This window comes from Roseovarius amoyensis, from assembly GCF_003260265.1.
GTDB lineage: Bacteria > Pseudomonadota > Alphaproteobacteria > Rhodobacterales > Rhodobacteraceae > Roseovarius > Roseovarius amoyensis.
The window spans coordinates 358,468-379,617 of sequence record NZ_QITQ01000001.1; the positions used below are offsets into that span (position 1 = coordinate 358,468).

General features: G+C 64.0%; 21 protein-coding genes and 1 tRNA gene. 12 read left to right on the top strand and 10 right to left on the bottom strand.

Annotated elements, in window-relative coordinates; translation table 11 throughout:
• Nucleotide 1 precedes the first annotated feature (1 nt).
• The 3 genes from putA (at nt 2) to DL899_RS01795 (ending at nt 4,614) form a co-directional block, all read left to right on the top strand.
• Nucleotides 2-3,430 (top strand): bifunctional proline dehydrogenase/L-glutamate gamma-semialdehyde dehydrogenase PutA, encoded by a 3,429-nt coding sequence (putA, locus tag DL899_RS01785; protein WP_111732038.1) that lies wholly within the window; start codon nt 2-4, stop codon nt 3,428-3,430.
• 72 nt (nt 3,431-3,502) lie between these two features.
• Nucleotides 3,503-4,249, top strand: a complete 747-nt coding sequence (locus DL899_RS01790) for a rhomboid family intramembrane serine protease (protein ID WP_111732039.1) — start codon at nt 3,503-3,505, stop codon at nt 4,247-4,249.
• A complete protein-coding gene (locus DL899_RS01795) occupies nt 4,246-4,614 on the top strand; it encodes a GFA family protein (RefSeq protein ID WP_111732040.1) in 369 nt (122 codons plus the stop codon). The genes DL899_RS01790 and DL899_RS01795 overlap by 4 nt, the downstream gene beginning before the upstream one ends.
• Before the next feature lie 13 nt (nt 4,615-4,627).
• Here DL899_RS01795 and DL899_RS01800 read toward each other — a convergent pair whose 3' ends face one another.
• Both DL899_RS01800 and DL899_RS01805 read right to left on the bottom strand, forming a co-directional pair.
• A complete protein-coding gene (locus DL899_RS01800) occupies nt 4,628-5,416 on the bottom strand; it encodes an inositol monophosphatase family protein (protein WP_111732041.1) in 789 nt (262 codons plus the stop codon).
• Between the two features lie 319 nt (nt 5,417-5,735).
• Entirely contained in the window at nt 5,736-6,470 is a 735-nt protein-coding gene (locus tag DL899_RS01805) for a DUF3592 domain-containing protein (RefSeq protein ID WP_111732042.1), read from the bottom strand.
• A gap of 126 nt (nt 6,471-6,596) precedes the next feature.
• Between DL899_RS01805 and DL899_RS01810 the strand changes: the two genes are divergently transcribed.
• From DL899_RS01810 to DL899_RS19570, 3 genes are read left to right on the top strand one after another with little or no spacing between them, the layout of a single operon-like run.
• A complete protein-coding gene (locus DL899_RS01810; RefSeq protein ID WP_111732043.1) occupies nt 6,597-9,572 on the top strand; it encodes a valine--tRNA ligase in 2,976 nt (991 codons plus the stop codon).
• A 3-nt stretch (nt 9,573-9,575) separates the two neighbouring features.
• Nucleotides 9,576-10,682, top strand: a complete 1,107-nt coding sequence (locus DL899_RS01815; RefSeq protein ID WP_111732044.1) for a pyridoxal phosphate-dependent aminotransferase — start codon at nt 9,576-9,578, stop codon at nt 10,680-10,682.
• Between the two features lie 56 nt (nt 10,683-10,738).
• Entirely contained in the window at nt 10,739-10,921 is a 183-nt protein-coding gene (locus DL899_RS19570) for a hypothetical protein (RefSeq protein WP_111732045.1), read from the top strand.
• Here DL899_RS19570 and DL899_RS01825 read toward each other — a convergent pair.
• Nucleotides 10,918-12,117 (bottom strand): pyridoxal-phosphate-dependent aminotransferase family protein, encoded by a 1,200-nt coding sequence (locus DL899_RS01825; RefSeq protein WP_111732046.1) that lies wholly within the window; start codon nt 12,115-12,117, stop codon nt 10,918-10,920. The two genes, DL899_RS19570 and DL899_RS01825, sit on opposite strands and share 4 nt — an antisense overlap.
• A 150-nt stretch (nt 12,118-12,267) precedes the next feature.
• On the opposite strand from DL899_RS01825, the gene DL899_RS01830 reads away from it, so the two are divergent.
• The gene (locus DL899_RS01830; RefSeq protein ID WP_111732047.1) at nt 12,268-12,951 is read left to right on the top strand and encodes a phosphatase domain-containing putative toxin; all 684 of its coding nucleotides are present in this window, start codon (nt 12,268-12,270) and stop codon (nt 12,949-12,951) included.
• Nucleotides 12,952-12,957: 6 nt separating this feature from the next.
• Here the strand turns inward: DL899_RS01830 and DL899_RS01835 are convergent, their stop codons facing one another.
• A complete protein-coding gene (locus DL899_RS01835) occupies nt 12,958-13,629 on the bottom strand; it encodes a TIGR04283 family arsenosugar biosynthesis glycosyltransferase (protein WP_111732048.1) in 672 nt (223 codons plus the stop codon).
• 65 nt (nt 13,630-13,694) lie between these two features.
• Here DL899_RS01835 and ygfZ point away from each other — a divergent pair, with 65 nt between their 5' ends.
• A complete protein-coding gene (gene ygfZ / locus DL899_RS01840) occupies nt 13,695-14,441 on the top strand; it encodes a CAF17-like 4Fe-4S cluster assembly/insertion protein YgfZ (protein WP_111732049.1) in 747 nt (248 codons plus the stop codon).
• Nucleotides 14,442-14,459: 18 nt separating this feature from the next.
• Here ygfZ and efp read toward each other — a convergent pair whose 3' ends face one another.
• Nucleotides 14,460-15,023, bottom strand: coding sequence for an elongation factor P (gene efp / locus DL899_RS01845; RefSeq protein WP_111732050.1), 564 nt, complete (start codon nt 15,021-15,023; stop codon nt 14,460-14,462).
• Between the two features lie 218 nt (nt 15,024-15,241).
• Here efp and DL899_RS01850 point away from each other — a divergent pair, with 218 nt between their 5' ends.
• Nucleotides 15,242-15,580 (top strand): DUF6280 family protein, encoded by a 339-nt coding sequence (locus DL899_RS01850; RefSeq protein ID WP_111732051.1) that lies wholly within the window; start codon nt 15,242-15,244, stop codon nt 15,578-15,580.
• Between the two features lie 217 nt (nt 15,581-15,797).
• On the opposite strand, the gene DL899_RS01855 is transcribed toward DL899_RS01850, so the two are convergent.
• Nucleotides 15,798-16,130 carry a hypothetical protein gene (locus tag DL899_RS01855; RefSeq protein ID WP_111732052.1) on the bottom strand — a complete coding sequence of 111 codons (333 nt, stop codon included), beginning with the start codon at nt 16,128-16,130 and terminating at the stop codon, nt 15,798-15,800.
• A gap of 256 nt (nt 16,131-16,386) precedes the next feature.
• On the opposite strand from DL899_RS01855, the gene DL899_RS01860 reads away from it, so the two are divergent.
• Both DL899_RS01860 and DL899_RS19280 read left to right on the top strand, forming a co-directional pair.
• Nucleotides 16,387-16,875 carry a hypothetical protein gene (locus DL899_RS01860; RefSeq protein WP_162685457.1) on the top strand — a complete coding sequence of 163 codons (489 nt, stop codon included), beginning with the start codon at nt 16,387-16,389 and terminating at the stop codon, nt 16,873-16,875.
• A 276-nt stretch (nt 16,876-17,151) separates the two neighbouring features.
• Nucleotides 17,152-17,307, top strand: coding sequence for a hypothetical protein (locus DL899_RS19280; RefSeq protein WP_162685458.1), 156 nt, complete (start codon nt 17,152-17,154; stop codon nt 17,305-17,307).
• On the opposite strand, the gene DL899_RS01865 is transcribed toward DL899_RS19280, so the two are convergent.
• The 3 genes from DL899_RS01865 to DL899_RS01875 form a co-directional block, all read right to left on the bottom strand.
• Nucleotides 17,289-18,317 carry a hypothetical protein gene (locus DL899_RS01865; protein ID WP_111732054.1) on the bottom strand — a complete coding sequence of 343 codons (1,029 nt, stop codon included), beginning with the start codon at nt 18,315-18,317 and terminating at the stop codon, nt 17,289-17,291. The two genes, DL899_RS19280 and DL899_RS01865, sit on opposite strands and share 19 nt — an antisense overlap.
• Nucleotides 18,318-18,389: 72 nt before the next feature.
• Nucleotides 18,390-19,799 carry a TolC family outer membrane protein gene (locus DL899_RS01870; protein WP_111732055.1) on the bottom strand — a complete coding sequence of 470 codons (1,410 nt, stop codon included), beginning with the start codon at nt 19,797-19,799 and terminating at the stop codon, nt 18,390-18,392.
• Between the two features lie 30 nt (nt 19,800-19,829).
• Nucleotides 19,830-20,483, bottom strand: a complete 654-nt coding sequence (locus DL899_RS01875) for a protein-L-isoaspartate O-methyltransferase family protein (protein WP_111732056.1) — start codon at nt 20,481-20,483, stop codon at nt 19,830-19,832.
• 175 nt (nt 20,484-20,658) lie between these two features.
• On the opposite strand from DL899_RS01875, the gene DL899_RS01880 reads away from it, so the two are divergent.
• A tRNA-Cys gene (locus DL899_RS01880) sits at nt 20,659-20,732 on the top strand.
• Nucleotides 20,733-20,953: 221 nt separating this feature from the next.
• Here the strand turns inward: DL899_RS01880 and DL899_RS01885 are convergent.
• Nucleotides 20,954-21,150 (bottom strand): integrase core domain-containing protein (locus tag DL899_RS01885; protein WP_162685459.1); only part of this gene is annotated, 197 nt, incomplete at its 5' end.

Consider the following 21,150-nt stretch of genomic DNA (forward strand, 5'->3'; position numbering starts at 1 on the left):
CATGCCGTATGACAGCGACCAGCGCCGCGCCATCGACCTTGCCACCTATGCCGCTGAGGGCGAAACGATCACGAAACTGATCGCGCTCGCCGATCTGGACAGCGACAGGCGCGCGCGCATCTGTCGACGCGCGACAGAGCTGGTGCGCGACATCCGCAGCCAGTCGAGTCCCGGCCTGATGGAGGTGTTCCTGGCCGAATATGGCCTTTCCACCGACGAGGGCATCGCCCTTATGTGCCTGGCAGAGGCGCTGCTGCGCGTGCCCGATGCCGAAACCATCCACGCGCTGATCGAGGACAAGATCGCGCCCAGCGACTGGGGCCGCCACATGGGGCATTCCACCTCGCCGCTGGTCAATGCCTCGACCTGGGCCTTGATGCTGACCGGCAAGGTGCTGAAAGACGACGAACCCGGCCCCGTGGGCCACCTGCGCGGCGCCATCCGCCGGCTGGGCGAGCCGGTAATCCGCACCGCCGTCGGCCGCGCGATGAAGGAAATGGGCCGCCAGTTCGTGCTGGGCGAAACCATCGAATCCGCGATGACACGCGCCGCCGGGATGGAAAACAAGGGCTATACCTATTCCTATGACATGCTGGGCGAGGCCGCGCGCACCGATGCCGACGCGAACCGCTATCACCTGGCCTATTCCCGCGCCATCACCGCCATTTCCACCGCCGCCACCAACCGCGACATCCGCGACAATCCCGGCATCTCGATCAAGCTGTCGGCGCTGTTTCCACGCTATGAGGTGGCGCAGCGCGACCGGGTGATGGACGTTCTGGTGCCGCGCCTGCGCGGTCTGGCCCTGCTCGCCCGGTCGGCGGGCATGGGGCTGAACATCGACGCCGAAGAGGCCGACCGTCTGTCGCTGTCGCTCGACGTGATCGAGGCGGCGCTGTCGGAACCTGCTCTGACGGGCTGGGACGGATTTGGCGTGGTGGTGCAGGCCTATGGCCAGCGCGCCTCGCTGGTGATCGACTATCTCTATGCCCTTGCCCAGCGCCTTGACCGGCGCATCATGGTGCGTCTGGTCAAGGGTGCCTACTGGGACACAGAGGTCAAGCGCGCCCAGGTCGAGGGGGTCGCCGGCTTTCCGGTCTTTACCTCCAAACCTGCTACCGATGTTTCCTACATCGCCAACGCGCGCAAGCTGCTTGGGATGACCGACCGCATCTATCCCCAATTCGCCACCCACAACGCCCATACGGCGGCGGCGATCCTCGAAATGGCGCCGAACCGCGAGGTGTTCGAGTTCCAACGCCTGCACGGAATGGGCGAGGCGTTGCATGACCTGATCAAGGCGGCCGAGGGCACACGCTGCCGCATCTATGCCCCGGTTGGCGCGCATCGCGACCTGCTGGCCTACCTGGTGCGGCGGCTTTTGGAAAACGGCGCCAACTCGAGCTTTGTCAACCAGATCGTCGACGAAGATGTGCCGCCCCAAGAGGTCGCGCGCGACCCGTTCGAGGCGATCGCGGACGACACGCCACGCCTGCCCGACGGCCCAGCGCTGTTCCTGCCCGAACGGAAAAATTCCAAGGGCTTCGACCTGACCCACCAGCCAACGCTTGACGCGATAGAGGCCGCGCGCAGCCGCTTTGCCAACCACCATTGGCAGGCCGCACCCATCATTGCCGGCACTGCCGCGCCCCGGCCCGCACACGCCGCAACCAACCCCGCCGACCCGGCCGACAGCCCCGGCGAGGTGCGCTTTGCCAGCGACGCCGATATTCAAACTGCGCTGGCGGCGGCCGAGCCGTGGCAGGCCACGGCGGCAGAGCGCGCCCTTGTGCTGACCCGGGTGGCCGACCTCTATGAGGAAAACCACGGCGAGCTGTTCGCGGTGATCGCGCGCGAGGCCGGCAAATCCTTGCCCGATGCGGTGGCCGAGCTGCGCGAGGCGGTCGATTTCCTGCGCTACTACGCCGCCAACGCGCCCGAGGCCACGCCGGTCGGCACCTTTACCTGCATCAGCCCGTGGAACTTTCCGCTGGCGATCTTCACCGGCCAGATCAGCGCCGCGCTGGCGGCGGGCAACGCGGTGCTTGCCAAACCGGCCGAGCAGACCCCGCTGATCGCCCATGTGGCGGTGCGCCTGATGCATGAGGCCGGCGTGCCCCGCACGGTGCTGCAACTGCTGCCCGGTGCGGGCGAGGTGGGCGCGGCGCTGACCTCCGACCCGCGCGTCGGCGGCGTGGCCTTTACCGGCTCGACCGAGACGGCGATGAAGATCCGCGCCGCGATGGCCGAGAACCTGACCCCCGGCGCGCCGCTTATCGCCGAAACCGGCGGGCTGAACGCGATGATCGTCGATTCGACCGCCCTGCCCGAACAGGCGGTGCAGGCCATCGTCGAAAGCGCGTTCCAGTCGGCCGGGCAACGCTGTTCGGCGCTGTGCTGCCTTTATGTGCAGGAAGACATTGCCGACAGCCTGACCGAAATGCTGACCGGCGCGATGGATGAGTTGCGGCTCGATGCGCCCTGGCACCTGCACACCGATGTCGGCCCGGTGATCGACGAAGAGGCCCGCGCCGGCATCATGGCCCATATCCAGTCTGCCCGCGCAGAGGGGCGGCTGATCCACGAGATCAAGACCCCCAACGCCGGCACCTTCGTTGCACCGACGCTGATCCGCGTGGGCGGCATTGCCGATCTGGAGCGCGAGATCTTCGGCCCTGTCCTGCACCTTGCGACCTTCCGCGCCAACGAACTCGATGCTGTGATCGACGCCATCAACGCCACCGGCTATGGCCTGACCTTCGGGCTGATGACCCGCATCGATGACCGCGTTCAGCATGTGACCGAACGCGTCAGGGCCGGCAACATGTATGTCAACCGCAACCAGATCGGCGCCATCGTCGGCAGCCAGCCCTTTGGCGGCGAAGGGCTTTCGGGCACCGGCCCCAAGGCGGGCGGGCCGCATTACCTGGCGCGCTTTACCCGCCAGGATGCAGCCATGCAGGGCAACAACTGGCCGGGGCAGGACACCGGCGATCTGGTCGCGCGCCTGCGGCAGGCCAATTCCGGCGCCGGTGAAAGGCTGGATGATCTGGTGCTGCCCGGCCCCACGGGCGAATCGAACCGGCTGGGCAGCTATAGCCGCGATGCGCTGCTCTGCCTCGGCCCGGGCGAGACCACCGCGCACGCGCAGGCAGAGGCGGTGCGCGCCATTGGCGGCGCCGCGGTCGAGGTTGCGGGCACGGTCACACCCGAGGTTCTGACAGGGCTGCAGGGGCTCTCTGGCGTGCTGTGGTGGGGGGATGCGGACAGGGGCCGCGCCTATGCCGGGGCGCTTGCCGCCCGCAAGGGGCCGATCCTGCCGCTGATCACCGGCCTGCCCGATGCCGCCCATGTCGCGCATGAACGCCATGTCTGCGTCGACACCACCGCCGCCGGCGGCAACGCCGCGCTTTTGGGCGGGGCGGCCTGAGCGGGCACCACAACACCGGGCCGCGTCGAGTGACTGCTTGACGGGGCCCGGCTTTGCCCCCAGCTTGCTGGCATGTTTCCGATCCGCGACCATAACCCCTCGGGGCGCAAACCATATGTGACGTGGGCGTTGATCGCGGCCAATGTCCTGATTTTCCTTTCATATTGGCCGCTTTTTGATAACCCGCGCGCGCTGACCCTGTTCTTTTACGACTGGGGCATGGTGCCGGCCCAGGTCACCCACCAGGGCGCCTATTCCGGCATCGTCAGTTCGATGTTCCTGCATGGCGGGCTGCTGCACCTGGCGGGCAACATGCTGTTCCTGTGGATTTTCGGCGACAATATGGAAGACGAGATGGGGCACATGCGCTATCTCTTCTTCTATCTCGCCTGCGGCATCGGCGCGGCACTGGCACAGGTGATGGCCGCCCCCGACGCAACCGTACCCACGGTCGGCGCCTCGGGCGCGATCGCGGGCGTGATGGGCGGCTACCTGCTGCTCTTTCCCAAAGCGCGCGTGGATGTGCTGATATTTTTCATCTTCCTGATCCGCATCATCACCATCCCCGCCTGGATCATGCTGGCGATCTGGTTCGGCTTGCAGCTTATCGGCAGCGTGGGCACGGATGCGACCCAGGGCGGCGTTGCCTACTGGGCCCATGCCGGCGGTTTCGTCATCGGCGGGCTGCTGACGCTGCCGGTCCTTCTGCGCAAGGGCGGGCAGGCATTCTGGAGCCGCACCCACGGCCACCCGCCGCACCCCGATGCCGAATACACCTATACGCGCAGCCACATCCCGACGGTGAGGCGGAAACGATGACCAAGGCGCGCGCCACCTGCCATTGCGGCGCAGTTGAACTGCACCTCACCATGCCCGCCGAGGGGCTGGCCGGGGCGCATCGCTGCGATTGCAGCTTCTGCCGCCGGCGCGGGGCGGCCACCATCGGCGTGCCCGTCGACGCGTTGGAGGTGGTCAGGGGGGCCGACAAGCTGACGCTTTACACCTGGAATACCGGCACCGCGCGGCACTGGTTCTGTTCGGTCTGCGGCATCTACACCCATCACCGGCGGCGTTCGAACCCCGGCGAATACGGCGTCAATATCGGCTGCATCGACGGCGTAAACCCGGCCTTGCTGGAGCCGATCCCGTGGTCGGACGGGGTGAACCACCCCTCGGACAGGTAACGCCCGGCGGCACTTAGCCGCCTCGGACGAGACCCGCGAACTTGTTAAAGATCACCTCGTTGGCGCAGATCACCTCGCCATCGGCAAGGATATCACGCCCCTCGCGCAGCGGATCGGCCAGCCCACCCGCCTCGCGCACGATAATCAACCCGGCGGCGATGTCCCAGGCGTTCAGGCGGCGTTCCCAGAACCCCTCGTAGCGACCGGCGGCGACATAGGCCATGTCCAGCGCCGCCGAACCCCAACGCCGCACCCCGGCGCAGGACGGCATCAGGCGCGCCAGTTCCTGCAACGTCTGCGGCAGGTCCGAGCGCCCGCCAAAGGGCACGCCGGTCGCAAAAAGCGCCTCGATCATGCGCGCACGGTTCGACACCCGCAGGCGGGTTTCATTCAGCCACGCGCCCTCGCCCTTTTCGGCCCAGAAAAGTTCATCCTTGGCCGCGTCGAAAACGACACCGGCCACCACTTGGCCCTTGTGTTCGAGCGCGATCGAGATCGCCCAGTGCGGCAGCCCGTGCAGAAAATTGGTGGTCCCGTCCAGCGGATCGACGATCCAGCGGCGGGTCGGGTCCTCGCCCGGCTCTTCGCCGCCCTCTTCGGCCAGCCAACCGTAATTGGGCCGCGCGCCGCGCAATTCGTCATGCAGGATCTTTTCGGCCGCGATGTCGGCACGACTGACGAAATCACCCGCCCCCTTCATCGAGGATTGCAGGTTCTCCACTTCGCGGAAATCCTTGACCAGCGACCGCCCCGCCTTGCGCGCCGCCTTGATCATGATGTTGAGGTTGGCGCTGCCGTGCATCTCAAGGCTCCAATGTCGAGGATCAGGGCGCGCGTATACGCCGGGGCGCCCAGACTGGCAAGGGGGCGCTGGCCGCCGACGGCGCGCTGTTTGGGTATTTGAAACCAGAAAGTAGCAGTAACGAATTCTTAATCCTGCGTCTCCAGAGTCATTGCCGCGGTACAGGCTGGGGAGCCGATGACCGCACCAGGAAGAAGCAGCCCTGCCGGCCGGCGCGACCAGATAGTGTGGCGCGTGCCGGTCAGGGCGCTTCGACCCTGCTTCTTTCTGGTTGAAGATATCCCGGTCGCGTCTGTGCCGTTTGCGCCCCGGCCCGCCGTTACTCGGCCCGGTCGCCGATGTCGCCGGCCCACCAGCTGCGCTTGAGTCCCTGATAGATGCGTACAGGGGCGCCGGGGCCGAACCCCTCCAACTCTTCAGCCTTGTGCAGCAGGCTCTTTCCTTCGCGTCCCTGCCCGTCGCGCCACTTCAGCCGGTAACGGGGGCGGTTGTTGACCCTGACCGAGGTGCGAAAAACCTCTGTCACCTCTGCTGTCTCAAAGGCGCCATAGCGGCGCGCGCGCACCGCCTCGACCACCCAGCGCCCGACCACCCAGAAAAGCCCCAGCCAGATCGCGCCCAGAACCATCATGACGATCTGCAGGATGCGCGCGCCGCGGGCGTTGCTGCCGCGGGTGATCTCGACCTTTTGCGGCGCGCTTTCGAGGTACCACAGGTCGATCTCTTCGCCTTCGATGGCGCGGTGATACTCACCCTTGCTGACCGATTTGCTCATGGCGATCCGTTCGCCGGCCTGCGTGCTGAATTCAAGGTCCAGCCAACGGGTGATGGTCTTGTCGCCGTCAGAATCGGTGCTTTCGGTGATGTATTTCTCGGTCACCAGCGCCAGCGTGTGCCGGCCCTCGGCCTCGAACCGTTTGGCGGTGACGAACATCAACTGCCCGATCAGGGCCATCACCAGCAACGGCACGCCCAGTCCAATGACGAACCAGCCGCCCATTTTCAGAAACAGGCGCCACATCGGCACCGGGGAAAGGGGCGTATCGCCGGTCATGCGCCCGATCCTGCGACAAAGACCCGCAAAATCCAAGTGCCGGCATAACGGCTTTCCCTTGGCGCGCACATTCGCTATTCGGGGCGCGATCCTTTTGGGGCAATACACGCAAGGGAAGCGCGAGAGATGGCGATGGACAAGACATTCGACGCCAAACAGGCCGAGGGCCGCATCTACGACGCCTGGGAAAGCGCCGGGGCCTTTCGCGCCGGGGCCAATGCCAACCGCGACGAAACCTTCTGCATCATGATCCCGCCGCCCAACGTGACCGGCAGTCTGCACATGGGGCATGCCTTCAACAACACCTTGCAGGACATCCTGGTGCGCTGGCACCGGATGCGGGGTTATGACACGCTGTGGCAGCCCGGGCAGGACCATGCCGGCATCGCCACGCAGATGGTGGTCGAACGCCAGCTTGCACAAGAGGGCAAGCGCCGGACCGATTTCACGCGCGAGGAATTCCTGGCCAAGGTCTGGGAATGGAAGCAGGAATCAGGCGGCACGATCATCAACCAGCTCAAGCGGCTTGGGGCCTCGTGCGACTGGTCGCGCAACGCCTTCACCATGTCCGGCGCGCCCGGCGCGCCCGAGGGCGAAGAGGGCAATTTCCACGACGCGGTGATCAAGGTCTTTGTCGACATGTACAACAAGGGCCTCATCTACCGCGGCAAGCGGCTGGTGAACTGGGACCCGCATTTTGAGACCGCGATTTCGGACCTCGAGGTCGAGAATACCGAGGTGCCGGGTTCGATGTGGCACTTCAAGTACCCGCTGGCGGGGGGCGAGACCTATACCTATGTCGAACGCAACGCCGACGGCAATGTCGTGCTGGAGGAAGAGCGCGACTATATTTCCATCGCCACGACCCGGCCCGAAACCATGCTGGGCGATGGCGCGGTGGCGGTGCACCCCTCGGATGAACGCTACGCGCCAATCGTGGGGAAACTTTGCGAAATCCCGGTGGGGCCCAAGGAACACCGGCGGCTGATCCCGATCATCACCGACGAATACCCCGACCCGAATTTCGGATCGGGCGCGGTCAAGATCACCGGCGCGCATGACTTCAACGACTACGGCGTCGCCAGCCGCAACAACATCCCGATGTACCGGCTGATGGACACAAGCGCGCATATGCGCAGCGACGGCGCGGATTACGCCACCTGCGCGAAACGCGCGCAGGAAATTGCCGAGGGCGCCGATTTCACCGTCGAAGAGGTGGACGCGCTGAACCTCGTGCCCGACGACCTGCGCGGGCTGGACCGCTTTGAAGCCCGTGAAAAGGTGGTCGATCAGATCACCAGTGAAGGTTTGGCGGTCATGGTTGAAAATGATCAAGGCGAACTGGTCCCGCTTGTGGATAAAAAGCCGATCATGCAGCCGTTTGGTGATCGCTCGAAAGTCGTAATCGAACCTATGCTGACCGATCAGTGGTTCGTCGACACCGCCCAGATCGTCGGGCCGGCCATCGACGCGGTGCGCAGCGGCGAAACCACGATCATGCCCGAATCCGACCGCAAGGTGTATTTCCACTGGCTGGAAAACATCGAGCCCTGGTGCATTTCCCGCCAGCTGTGGTGGGGGCATCAGATCCCGGTGTGGTATGGTCGTCGCGCGAAAGACGGAGGTGGTTACGAGAATCTGAAAAGCACAAGAGACATGATTTGTTGCGCTTCAGAGCAGCAGGCCATTGAGTGGGCAAAGGCGAACTACTCAAACGACAAAATCGTCGTTCTACAGGAACCGCCTAGCAGCAATGACGATGCAGTATTTTCAGATCCGGAAGCCGAATACATTTGGCGCGACCCCGACGTGCTCGACACCTGGTTTTCCTCCGGCCTCTGGCCCATCGGTACACTGGGCTGGCCCGAGGACACGCCGGAGCTGAAAAAATACTTTCCCACCAACGTGTTGATCACCGGCTTCGACATCATCTTCTTCTGGGTCGCTCGGATGATGATGATGCAGTACGCCGTCGTCGGGCAGCGCCCGTTCGATCATGTCTACGTTCATGCCCTCGTCCGTGACGAGAAGGGCAAGAAGATGTCCAAGAGCCTGGGCAACGTGCTCGACCCGCTGGAGCTGATCGACGAGTACGGCGCCGACGCGGTGCGCTTTACCCTGACGGCGATGGCGGCGATGGGGCGTGACCTCAAGCTTTCGACGCAACGCATTGCCGGCTATAGGAATTTCGGCACCAAGTTGTGGAATGCCGCGCGTTTCGCCGAAATGCATGGCGCGACCGGATCGATCGGCACCATCCCGCAGCCGAAAATCACCGTAAACCGTTGGATCGTCGGGGAAACTGCCAAGGTCCGTAATATCGTCGATCTGTCACTTTCCGAGTTCCGCTTCAACGACGCGGCCAATGCGCTCTATGCCTTTGTCTGGGGAAAGGTGTGCGATTGGTATGTCGAGTTTTCCAAGCCCCTGCTGATGGACGGCACCGAAACCGAGCAGGCCGAGACCCGCGAAACCATGGCCTGGGTAATTGACCAATGCCTGGTGCTGCTGCACCCGATCATGCCCTTCATCACCGAAGAGCTGTGGCAGACGCTGGGCAAGCGCGACAAGATGCTGGTGCATGGCGACTGGCCGACCTACGGGGACGAACTGATCGACGCCGACGCCGACCGGGAAATCAACTGGGTCATCTCGCTGATCGAGGCGATCCGTTCCGCCCGGGCGCAGGTGAACGTGCCGGCCGGGCTGCAGGTGCCGGTGCTGGTGACCGAGATCGACGCGGCGGGCGAACAGGCCTGGGAGCGCAACGAGGCGATGATCAAGCGCCTCGCGCGGATCGACAGCCTGACGCGCACCGACACCCTGCCCAAGGGCGCGATCACCATCCCGGTCGAGGGCGGCGTCTTTGCCCTGCCCGTGGCCGACCTGATCGACGTGGCGGCGGAAAAGGCGCGGCTGGAAAAATCCGTGGCCAAGCTGGAAAAGGAAATCAACGGCCTGCGCAAGCGCCTGGACAACCCCAAATTCGCCGAAAGCGCCCCCGCCGACGTGGTCGAGGAAACCCGCGACAACCTGCGTGCCCGCACCGCCGAAGAAGCCAAGCTGCGTGATGCGTTGAACCGGCTGGCGGAAGTGGCCTGAGCCATGGCCGGGCCGCGCTATACCGCCCTGATCGACGGCTTGCCGGCCAGCGTGCCCTTTGTCGGCCCCGAGGAACTGGAACGCGCGCGGGGCGAGCCGTTCAGCGCCCGGCTGGGCGCCAACGAAAGCGTTTTCGGTCCCTCGCCCAAGGCGTTGGAGGCGATGCAGGCAGAGCTGGCGCATGTCTGGAAATACGGCGATCCCAACAGCCATGACCTGCGCGCCGCGCTGGCCGCACATCACGGCGTGGCGGTGGAAAACGTGCTGGTGGGCGAGGGTATAGATGGGCTGCTGGGCAACCTGGTGCGGCTCTTGATCGAGCCGGGCGACGTGGTGGTCACCTCCGACGGGGCCTATCCGACCTTCAATTACCATGTCACCGGGTTCGGCGGTGTGCTGAAAACGGTGCCCTATCGGGATGACGCCGAAGACCCCGATGCCCTGGTTGCCCACGCGGCAGAGACCGGCGCCAAGATCGTCTATGTCGCCAACCCAGACAACCCGATGGGCAGCTGGCACCAAGGCGAGGCGATTGCCGCCGCGCTGGATGCACTGCCCGACGGGTGCCTGATGGTGCTTGACGAGGCCTATGTCGAATTCGCGCCCGAGGGCACCGCCGCGCCGGTGGCCGCCGATGACCCAAGGGTGATCCGCATGCGCACCTTTTCAAAGGCTTACGGCATGGCCGGGGCTCGGGTGGGCTATGCGCTGGGGCAGACCGACCTGATCCGCGCCTTCGACAAGATCCGCAACCATTTCGGCATGAACCGGGTGGCGCAAGCGGGTGCACTGGCGGCGTTGCAAGATGGAGCCTGGCTGGCCCATGTGCAGGCCGAGGTCGCCAGGGCGCGCGAGGAAATCACCCGCATTGCGGAACAGAACGGGCTGAGCGCCCTGCCCTCTGCCACCAACTTTGTCGCCGTGGATTGCGGCGGTGACGGGGTGCTGGCCAAGCGCATCGTTCAGGCGTTGGGCGCACGCGGGGTCTTTGTTCGCATGCCCTTCGTTGCGCCGCAAAACCGCTGTATCCGCGTCAGTTGCGGCCGCCCGCAGGACCTGGACATTCTGGCCGAGGCTCTGCCCGGTGCGCTTGCAGAGGCCCGCGGCTGAACCGCACGTCCTGCAATTTTTTCTGACAGGCGCCGATTTTGCGCTAAAATCGGGTCATGAAACGCGGGGTTCTGCCAAAAGCACCCAACTACACCAATGCTGCACTTGTGATGGCCTTGGTCAATCTTTTGTGGATATTTGCCGTGCTCTGGGCAGTTTTCGGCATGCCAGTGGTGCTGGCCATCGGGTATGTGCTGAACTTGGCGATCTCGCGCTTTAGCCGGCGCGCGGGCGCCTAGGGCGCCGCGATCACCCCTGCGGCGGCGGCCAGGGCGCCGGAGCCGTGCACGATATCCAGCGCCTGCATACCCGCCTCCATCGCACCCAGGACCCCCAGCACCATATGCGCATTGACATGCCCCATGTGGCCGATGCGAAAGGCACCGTCGGCGCCGGGGTCGGCGGCGCTTTCCATGCCCAGCCCGATGCCCAGTGTGACACCTGTGTGCTGTTCCATCCAGCCGCGCAGGCGGGTGGCGTCTGGTGGGTTCAGCGCCAGCGCCGTCACCGCGCGACTGCGATGCGCCGGGTCGGCGATGTTCAATCTCAGCGCGCCGCCCTGCCCCCATGCCTCGCACGCGGCCCAGATGGCGTGCGCCAGGCGTTCGTGCCGGTCCCAGACGGCCTCGACCCCCTCGGCATGAATGATGTCCAGCGCGGCGCGCAGCCCATAGAGGTGATGGGTTGGTGCGGTACCCCCGAAATACTGGTAGAACCGTTCGGGCGCGGCGCGCGGCACCCAGTCCCAGTATTTCGACACGACAGACAGCCGGGCGCGCGCGCTGGCGGCACGGTCGTTGAAAAAGACAAAACCCAGCCCCGGCGGCAGCATCAGCCCCTTCTGGCTGGCGGCGACGGCGACATCGGCACCCCAGTCATCCATCTCGAACCGGTCGCAGCCCAGCGAGGCGATGCAATCGGCCATCAGCAACGCGGGATGACCACCGGTGGCGTCGATCGCATGGCGCAGGCCGGCGATGTCGTTACGCAGGGAACTGGCGGTGTCCACATGGGTGGCCATTACCGCCTTGATGCGCCCATCGGTATCGGCCCTGAGCGCGGCCTCGACACGGGCCGGGTCGGCCGGGGTCCGGGTGCCGCAGTCGATCAACTCGACCTCCAGCCCGCGGGCTTGGGCGATCTCGGCCCAGCCGTGGCCGAAACGCCCGGTGGCCACGACCAGCACGCGTTCACCCGGGGCGACGGTGTTGGCCAACGCTGCCTCCCACGCGCCGTGACCGTTGGCGATGTAGATCGCGACGTCGCCCTCGGTCCGCGCGACGCGCTTCAGATCGGGGATCAGCCCGGCGGTAAGATCGACGATCTCGCCCTCGTAGATGTTGGGCGCCGCGCGGTGCATGGCCCGCAACACCGCGTCGGGCACCACGCTGGGGCCCGGTATCGCCCGGTAGGGCCGCCCGCCGGCATCGGTCATCTGGGTAATCTCCTGTTACTTGCCGGACGGACCTTACGCCGCCGCGCGACGGCGTCAATCGCCCGCGCGCCGCTTGCCTTGTGCGCCGGTTGCCCCTAGACGGGTCGCGCCCGATCAGCGGGGCGCAGGACGTGGAGCGCAAAAATCGCAATGAAGCTTTTCAAACGGATCGCCGACTGGGAACGGGATCTGCGCGCCCATTACAATACCGATCTTTCGACGCCCGAGAACCGCCGCCGCGCGCACATCTACAACCTGTGGTTCGATCACGCCGTTCTGCGCACGATCTGGACCAATTTCGACGAGGTGGCGCCGGGTGTCTATCGCTCGAACCAGCCGACGCATCGCCGGTTTGAAAAGCTCAAGGCGATGGGCATAAAGTCGATCCTGAACCTGCGCGGCGCCGGCGGTGCTGCCCACTACCTGGTCGAAGAGGAAAGTTGCCGCGAACTGGGGCTGAACCTGGTCAACGTCACCTTTCACGCCCGCCACGCCGCCCCGACCGGGGATATTCTGAAGGTGATCGAGGCGTTCCGCACCATCGAGCGCCCCTTCGTGATGCATTGCAAGTCGGGCGCCGACCGCGCCGGTTTTGCCTCGGCCATCTATCTGATCGTGATCGAGGGCCGCCCGGTATCCGAGGCGCGGCGTATGCTGAGCGCGCGCTACATCCATTTCCATTGGACGAAGACCGGCGTGCTGGATTACATCCTCGACCTTTACGAGGCCCGCAACGCGCGCGATCCGATCTCGTTCGAGGATTGGGTCGCCAGCGAATACGATTTCAAGGCGGTGCAACAGGCGTTCAACGAAACCAAGCGGACGATTTTCTGAGGGCCATTAATACCGCCTTACCAGCCGCGCCGGGTCTGCGCCGCACAGATAGCACACCAGCAGCCACAGGTTGCGCGCGCCCCGCCTGAACCAGCCATCGCGGACATATCTTTCGGCGTTCGTGGTCACCGTCGCGGGCAGGACCACCAGCCGCCGCCCCAGCCGCCGCGCCAGGGCCACATCCTCCATCAGCGGAATATCGGGGAACCCGCCCGCGCGGTCATATTCGGCCCGCGTGATCAACAGCCCCTGGTCGCCATACGGCAGATGCAGCAGACGTGTGCGCAGGTTGGCCCACCCCGCCACCAACCGCGCCGCCCTGCCCCCACGATCGAAACGCAGGCGGAAACAGGCAGGCCGGCCCGTGGGCAGATGCGCCTGCACGCATCCCGCCCAGTCCGGCGGCAACACCGTGTCGGCATGCAGGAAAAGCAGCCACTCCCCCCCCGCCACTGCGGCCCCGCGCTGCAATTGCCCGCCGCGCGACGGCGCGCCACGAACGATAACCGCCCCCGCCGCTCTGGCCAGCGCCAGCGTGTCGTCATCCGACCCGCCGTCCGAGACCACGATTTCGTGCACGAGGCCCGTCTCCTGCGCCTCAAACAGCGCCGACAGGCTGCGCGCCAGCCCCTGGCCCGCGTTCAGCGTCGGGATTACCACCGAAAGCCCTGGTTGCATGCTGTTACCCTGTTCCCCCGCCCATCAACGCATATATTACACCCACGAACCAAATAGGAGGCGGGATGACTCGCACGGTATTTGAAATTTCCGGCACCGATGCCGAACATTTCCTGCAAGGGCTGGTGACCAATGATGTCGCCAAGCTGAATGACGGGCTGGTCTATGCCGCCCTGCTGACGCCGCAGGGCAAGTACATCGCCGATTTCTTTCTGTTCCGGCGGGGGGATGCGATCATGCTGGACGTCGATGCCGCGCTGGCCGCCGACCTGGCCCGCCGGCTGACGATGTACAAGCTGCGCGCCGATGTGAATATTACTGAGACGGGGCTGAAGCTGCGACGCGGCACCGGCACGCCGTCCGAGGGTGCGATGACCGATCCGCGCCACCCGGATATGGGCTGGCGGCTATATGGCGACGAAGAGGGCGACGACGGCACCGATTTCGACGCGCTGCGGGTGCGCCACTGCATCCCCGAGACGGGCATCGAGCTGACGCCGGAGACATTCATCCTCGAGGCCGGGTTCGAGCGGCTCAATGGCGTCGATTTCCGCAAGGGCTGTTATGTCGGGCAAGAGGTGACAGCGCGGATGAAGCACAAGACCACCCTGCAAAAGGGGCTGGTCACAGTGCGCATAGATGGCGCCGCGCCTGTCGGCACCCCGATCACGGCCGGGGGCAAGCCCGCGGGTACGCTGTTCACCCAGTCGGGGGATCAGGCCATCGCCTATCTGCGCTTCAACCGCGCGGGGGGCGAGATGCAGGCGGGTAATGCCATCCTGATGCTGGAGCATCAGGACAAGGCGGGCTGAAACCAGGTCGGCCGGGCGTCAGGCGCGCTCGGCATATTCCATGGTTTCGGTGTTGACGATGATATCCTCGTCCTGGCCGACAAAGGGCGGCACCATCACCTTGACCCCGTTGTCCAGAACCGCGGGCTTGAAACTGTTGGCGGCGGTCTGGCCCTTGACCACCGGCTCGGTCTCGACCACGCGGCAGGTGACCTTGGCCGGCAGCGTGGCGTTCAGCGCCTCGCTTTCGTAGAATTCCACGGTGATGGTCATTCCGTCCTGCAGGAACGGGCGGCGTTCGCCCAGGATGTCGGCCGGCAGTTCGATCTGTTCATAGGTTTCGGTGTCCATGAACACCAGCTTGCCGTTATCCTCGTACAGGAATTGCTGGTCTTTCTGTTCCAGGCGCACCCGCTCTACCTTGTCGGCGCTGCGGAACCTTTCGTTCAGCTTGCTACCATTGCGCAGGTTGCGCAGCTCTACCTGGGCAAAGGCGCCGCCCTTGCCGGGCTTGACGTGGTCCACCTTCACCGCGCTCCAGAGCCCGTCATTATGCTCGAGCACATGGCCGGGGCGGATTTCGTTTCCGTTGATCTTGGGCATGGGGTCTTTCTCGTGGCAAAAGGTTGATCAGATCTTGACGGGCCCTATATCTTGGGTTGGCCTGCGGGGCAACATGACCGATTTCGTTATGCGTATGCAGAAAGACTTGCGCAATACGCATGACAGATATGCACCAAAGGGCTATCCGAATCGGGCGAAGTCCTCCATAACCAGCCCAACACCAGAAACGCAAGAGCAATAAGAACCAAGGACGGATCATGAAAGATTTCGTTGACGGCACGGCTTTCAATGCCGAACAGGGCAACCGTGCGCGCAAACTTTTCGCAGCCGTGGTACTGGCCGCACTGGACGATGCCATTGCAGACGACAAGAAGTATGGCAACGGTCCGGAACAGATCGCCCGCTGGGCGCGCTCGCGCGATGGCCGCGAGGTACTGAGCTGTGCCGGCATCGACCCGAACGAACGCGTCGTGGGCGGGCTGATGGAATTCGTATCCAAGGGTGTGCGCACCTCGGTGGCGCTGTCGCGCGAAGAAAGCGAGCGTCGTCACGCCGCCGCCCAGGCCGAGGCCGCCGCGCAGGCCGAAGCAGCCTGAGACAACGCACATATGCCTGGCCCCAGGGCCCGGCCAGATAAAGACCCCGTGCCCCTGGCCGGGGTTTTTTCTTTGCAGTTCATGATGCAGATCGCCGCGGGTGGCTCAGCAAACACGAACCCCAGACAGGAATAAAGCCCCCAAAGATTTCTTCGGGGGCTTCTGGGTCGGCAGTGCTTTCATCAGCGTCATGGCGACGTCCGGTGGGGCCGATTTGTTACGGCGTGACCCGGCAGAACCCCTCGTTCGTGCTGGTGTGGCGCAACAGCACTTCTTCGTTGCGCTTCAACTTGTCGGCGGCAACATTGCGGGTCGCCATGCTCGAAACCAGATGATGGCCGCAGACTGAAGAATCAAAGGCCGGCGGGCAATCAAGACCGCTGCGGCTCAGGTCACTTTCGCAGGTGTCGTAATCAGACCAGAGATAATATGCGCTTGCATTGTGCATGAAATAGAGATCGCCCTGGGCACTTGCCACACCGGCGGTTGCAAAAAGTGCGGCGGCCACCGGCACCACTGATGAGAAAATCTTATACGGAAGTTTCACCATGTCCTCGTCCCTTGCCTTTGATTTTTTCAATTTGCGTGAGGACAGAAAGTAAGATCATATAGCGACGAAACGTAAGAGAAAACTGGGCCTTGCCGGGTAGGGCATATGGTCTTAGTTGCAAATTTCCAACAAGGAAATCCGATTCCAAGGCTATAGTCTATCGGCATTCCGGGTCAAAACAGGATGGTTTTTCGGAGTGGCGATAACAATGACCAGGAATGAACAGAGACAGCAGGTAAGAGCGAGTTGACATCCGATGATCAGACGATGCGCTGAATGCGCCCAGCCCACATTGCTGCCGATCTCACGCCGGATGCAAGTCTATAGCTCGGTTATCCGTTACAAATGCAGCAACTGCGCGGCGGAGGTCGACATCACGCCCATGGCCAGTATTGGTGTTTTCACCATGGTTGGCATTCTGGCTCTTTCGTTCTGGGGCTGGATCGTATTTGGCGGCAGCGGTGCGCCGGGATACCTGGCGCTTTCATTGTTTGGCGGCGCGGGAATTGTCTTTTTCCTGGTCATATTTTCGTACCTCGCAAAGCACTTCCTCAACCCGCTAACATCTACCGGTGGGCAGGGCCATTTGCCCGAAGTTTCCGACGATGATCATATCGCCAGAAAGCCAATTCTCTTTGTGGAGAGGTTGGGATATTTCTCGGGGATGCTGATCCCTCTTGCCGTCATCACTGGCATTTTGGGAATATCTGCCCTGATAGGCTATATCAACTTCACCTTTTTCTGAACCTGAAGCAAACTCGACAGGCATATATTCGCCCGAAGAGTTCTTCGGAAATATTGCTGGGTCCAATCCGTAGCTCACAATCAAAGCAAAGCTCCCGCTTCGTGACCATTCCGTAGAACTCGTCGCTCCCGATGTGGCGCTCGCGACCTGCGCAAGCGCGTTTCAGTATGACGACAACCATATCCTTGCGCCCCGCCGCTGCACTATGAAATGCAAAGGGCTGGTGCCCTGGCCGGGGTTCTTCTTTGCCTGCCCTAAGACACATGCTTTGCGGGCTTGCCACTGGGCCGCCCGGACATCGCGCTTTCAGCCGGTGGTAAGGGTGCCACACTCTATGCGCTGGCGGCGCATGTTGCGGCGCATCTCGACCTCGATCTGCTGCTCAGCCTCGCTGCCGAGCCGACGGATGGCGCTCAGTCGTCGAGGCCCTGAGACATCAATGCGCGGTGGATTTCGCGGCGCACCAACTTGCGCACATTACGCGTGATCCGTTCGCCCAGCGCGCCCTGCAGCTCCTGCCGGACGATTTCGCCGATCAGGTCGCGCAGCGCGTCCTCGTCGATCAGCGAATCCTCGAAATACCAGCCGCTTTCAGCGTCCGTACGGTCCTCTGCGCCATCGGCCGCGCCGTCCTGTGCTTGGTCGCCCGGCTCTGACACGTCGCGTTCCAGATCGTCCCAAGGCAAGGGCGAAACCGGATCGGCGGCGTTATCGCCGTCATCCGGCGCGCCATCAGGTTCCCAGTCGCCGGGCTGTTCGGCCACGACACTTTCGAATTCGGCGATACGCGCGCCGATTTCGCCCAGATCGACCTTTGCGGCGGTGTCTTCGGCGGTGGCGTCGGCAGTGGCGTCGTCGGTGTATTCGTCTGTTTCCGCCGCAAAATACGCCTCTTCGTCGTCCGAATCCCGGGCGGCATCGCCCAAATTTGGTTCAGGCGTGTCGTCCTGTGCCGCGGCGGCATCGTCGGATGTGTCCCCCTCCCCCTCGGGGGCCGTGTGGCGCATGAACCATGCCAGTTCTTCATCGTCGGAAAGCGCGTCCTCGTCGTCGGCTTGGTGCTCATCAAGCCCGGTATGATCGCCCGCCGCGTCAATGGCTTCGGCCGGGGCGTCCCCTTCCTCGACCACCTCGGCATCCTCAATCGTGTCGAATTCTTCGGCGCTCAGGGACATATCCGGCTCTGGCAGGTCGATCTCGATTCCGGCTTCCTCGCCTTCGCCGACATGGCCCTGATCCATGCCCAGGGCTGCATCCTCTGCATCTTCCGGTTGCGCGTCATCGACCCTGTGGGCCGGGGTCAGAACCAGCTTTGCACTGGGATTTTTCCTGTTATTCGGTTGCGGTCTGCCTGGGCGTTCGCCGCGCTCTTCCGCCGAAACAAGCCGGCGAATGGACGACAGGACATCCTCTATATCCGCGTTCGCGATGGGATCTGACATGCTCAATTACCACTCTTGCCTGCGGGCAGTCTACCGCCCGGGCCCATTTCACACAACTGGTTCGCTAGAATTCTACTCTTTGCCGAGCGCGCGCAACACACGGTCCAGCTTTTGCCCCTGCGGGCTGATCGGCACAGGCGCGTCCTTGACCAGGTTGTAATAGGCCGCCGGATCGTAGATCTGGACGTTCAACCGCAGGTCGCTGGCCGTCAGTTCCCCGATCGTTTCCAGCACCGTGTAGGCCGCGACGTAAAGCGCCGTCTCGGCGTCGATCAAGCCCGCCTGTGCATCAAGCAGATCCTGTTCGGCATCCAGCACGTCCAGCGTGGTACGCGCGCCCAGCTTGGCCTCTTCGCGTAATCCCTCAAAGGCGACGCGCGCGGCGCGCACCTCTTCCAAACGGGCCTTTCGGCTCGCCTGGGCGGCTAGCAGGTCGGCATAGGCATTGCCCACATCCTGTTCCACCTGCAGCCGCGTCAGATGCAGGCCGGCGCGCTGCTGGTCGCGCTGAGCCATCGCCTTGCGCACCAGAGAGCTGAGCCGCCCGCCCTGATAGATCGGGCCGCTGACGGAAACCCCGACGCTGCCCTGTCGGTCATAGTCGCCGCCCAATATCTCGTCCCCGGCCGACAGCGAGGTGGTGAATTTCACCTTGGGTTTGATATCGGCCTCGGCCGCCCGCACGGCCATATCCGCAGCTGAGACATAGTGCTGCGCCATCAGGATGTCGGGGTGCTTGCGCACGGCGAGCCCCTTGGCCCCGTCGATATCGCCCGAAAGCTGCGGCAGCCGCGTCGGCGGGCTGAGTGCGCCGGGATCGCGGCCCACCGCGTTGCGGAATTCCTCGACCGCCTGACGCCGGTCGCCCTGCGCCGCGGCCAATCCCGCCTGGGCCGATGCAAGCTGCGCCTCGGCCAGCGCCACGTCGGTGCGCGTCACCTCGCCCACCTCGAAACGGTCGCGGGTGGCGCGCAGTTCCTCGCGCAGGAGCCGCAGGTTGTTTTGCCGTACAGATACCAGTTCGGCCGTGCGGCGCACGTTCATGAACGCCGCCACCGCCCGCAACAGCACCTGCTGTTCGATGGCGCGCAGGCTCTGGCGGGTGGCAAGCACGGTTTCCCGCGCGGCCTGAACTCTCAGCTGCGTGGCGCCGAAATCATAAAGCAGGAGTTCAAGCCCGATGCCGGCCGTCGCGACATTCGCCGTGAACCCGGCGGGAACGCCGTTGGTTTCCCTCCGGCCGAACTGGCGCGACATGTCCACCGACCAGTTGATGATCGGGCGCAACCCGGCAACAACCTGTGCCACGTCCTCGTCAGCCGCGCGCAACAGCGCCCGGTTCTGCGCCAGCAAGCCGCTGTTGTTGTAGGCGCTGACCAGCGTATCGGCGAGCGTTTCTGCCGTCGCCGTCAGCGGTTGCGCCACGCTCAGGAAAAGGGCGGCCGCGATCCCCAGCAGGCGGGTTTTGTAACGGGATGACATTGGGACGCTCTCCTGTCAGGCGGGCCGTATCTAGAGGGTAAAGGCGGCGTGCCGTTCAAACCCCGGCAGCACCGGCGCGCCGGCGTTGAAGGCAAAACGCCAGTTCATGTGCCCGTCGATCTTGTAGCCGATACGCACCGAGCCGAGCGAGCCCTCCATGAACAGCACGGCCATGCGCCCGCCATCCTTGAGCTGGTCACACAGCGCCTGCGGCAAAGTGGCCACCGCGCCCTCGATCACGATCACGTCGAACGGGCCATGTTCGGCCGCGCCCTGCACCAGCGGGCCCTCGTGCACCGCCACGTTGTCGGCGCCCAGCTCGGGCAGCAGCGACTGCGCCTCGGCGGCGAATTCGGGGTTTTCCTCGACCGCGACGACGGCCTCGGCCATATGCGCGATCACCGCCGCCGAATAGCCCAGCGCGCTGCCGATATCGAGCACCAGCTCGTCCGGCTGAATATCCAGCGCATCGAGCATCTTGGCCAGTGTCCGCGGCTCAAGCACCACGCGCCCGCCGCCCAGATCGATATTGTCGCCCATATAGGCGGCCTCGCGCAGGTGGTCGGGTACGAAAGCCTCTCGCGGAACGGAAAGCATGGCATTGATGATCGGGAACTTGGTGACATCCGAAGGTCTGACCTGGGTATCGACCATCATCGTGCGGCGCTGAGCGTAGTCTGTCATGACGCTGAAGTCTCACATCCGGTTGGTTCTCCGACCTTCTGCCATATATCCCGGTGCCCGACAACGCCATTCGGCGCACGATCACCTGTGCGCCCACGTATGTATCGAACACCTGCGCAACGGCCCTTGCGAAGCCCCGAACGATCGGATAATTCGTGTCAACCACATCCAGGGCGGCGAGTTGGCGGAGTGGTGACGCAGCGGATTGCAAATCCGTGTACACCGGTTCGATTCCGGTACTCGCCTCCATTTAAAATCAATGACTTAGCGGATTTCTGGCAGGCGCGGCCTCGCGCGTCTAAACATTCGTCTAAACATTCTGTTTTTGTTCTGTTCGCATTTCCGCCCCTCGAAGGCGCACCTCTCGCCTGACCTGCCGCCGTTCATTCGTGCCGCGCAGGGCGTCGTCCGTTCACGCTTGCGCAGGCACATGAGCTACTCCCCATCGGTTGGACAGGATCTGGCGTAATTCAAGCTACTCTTTGCATCTGCTGATCGGGGTTGGTTGTTTCATTTCTCTGCCAATAGACCACGGCGGGTGGTCTGCCGCCAAGGGCCGAGTGCGGGCGTTGGTGATTGTAGAAGGTCATCCATTTTCGGATGCCTGCCTTTGCCTCCGAGCCGGTTTCCCAGGCATGCAGGTAGACGCACTCGTATTTCAGGGTCC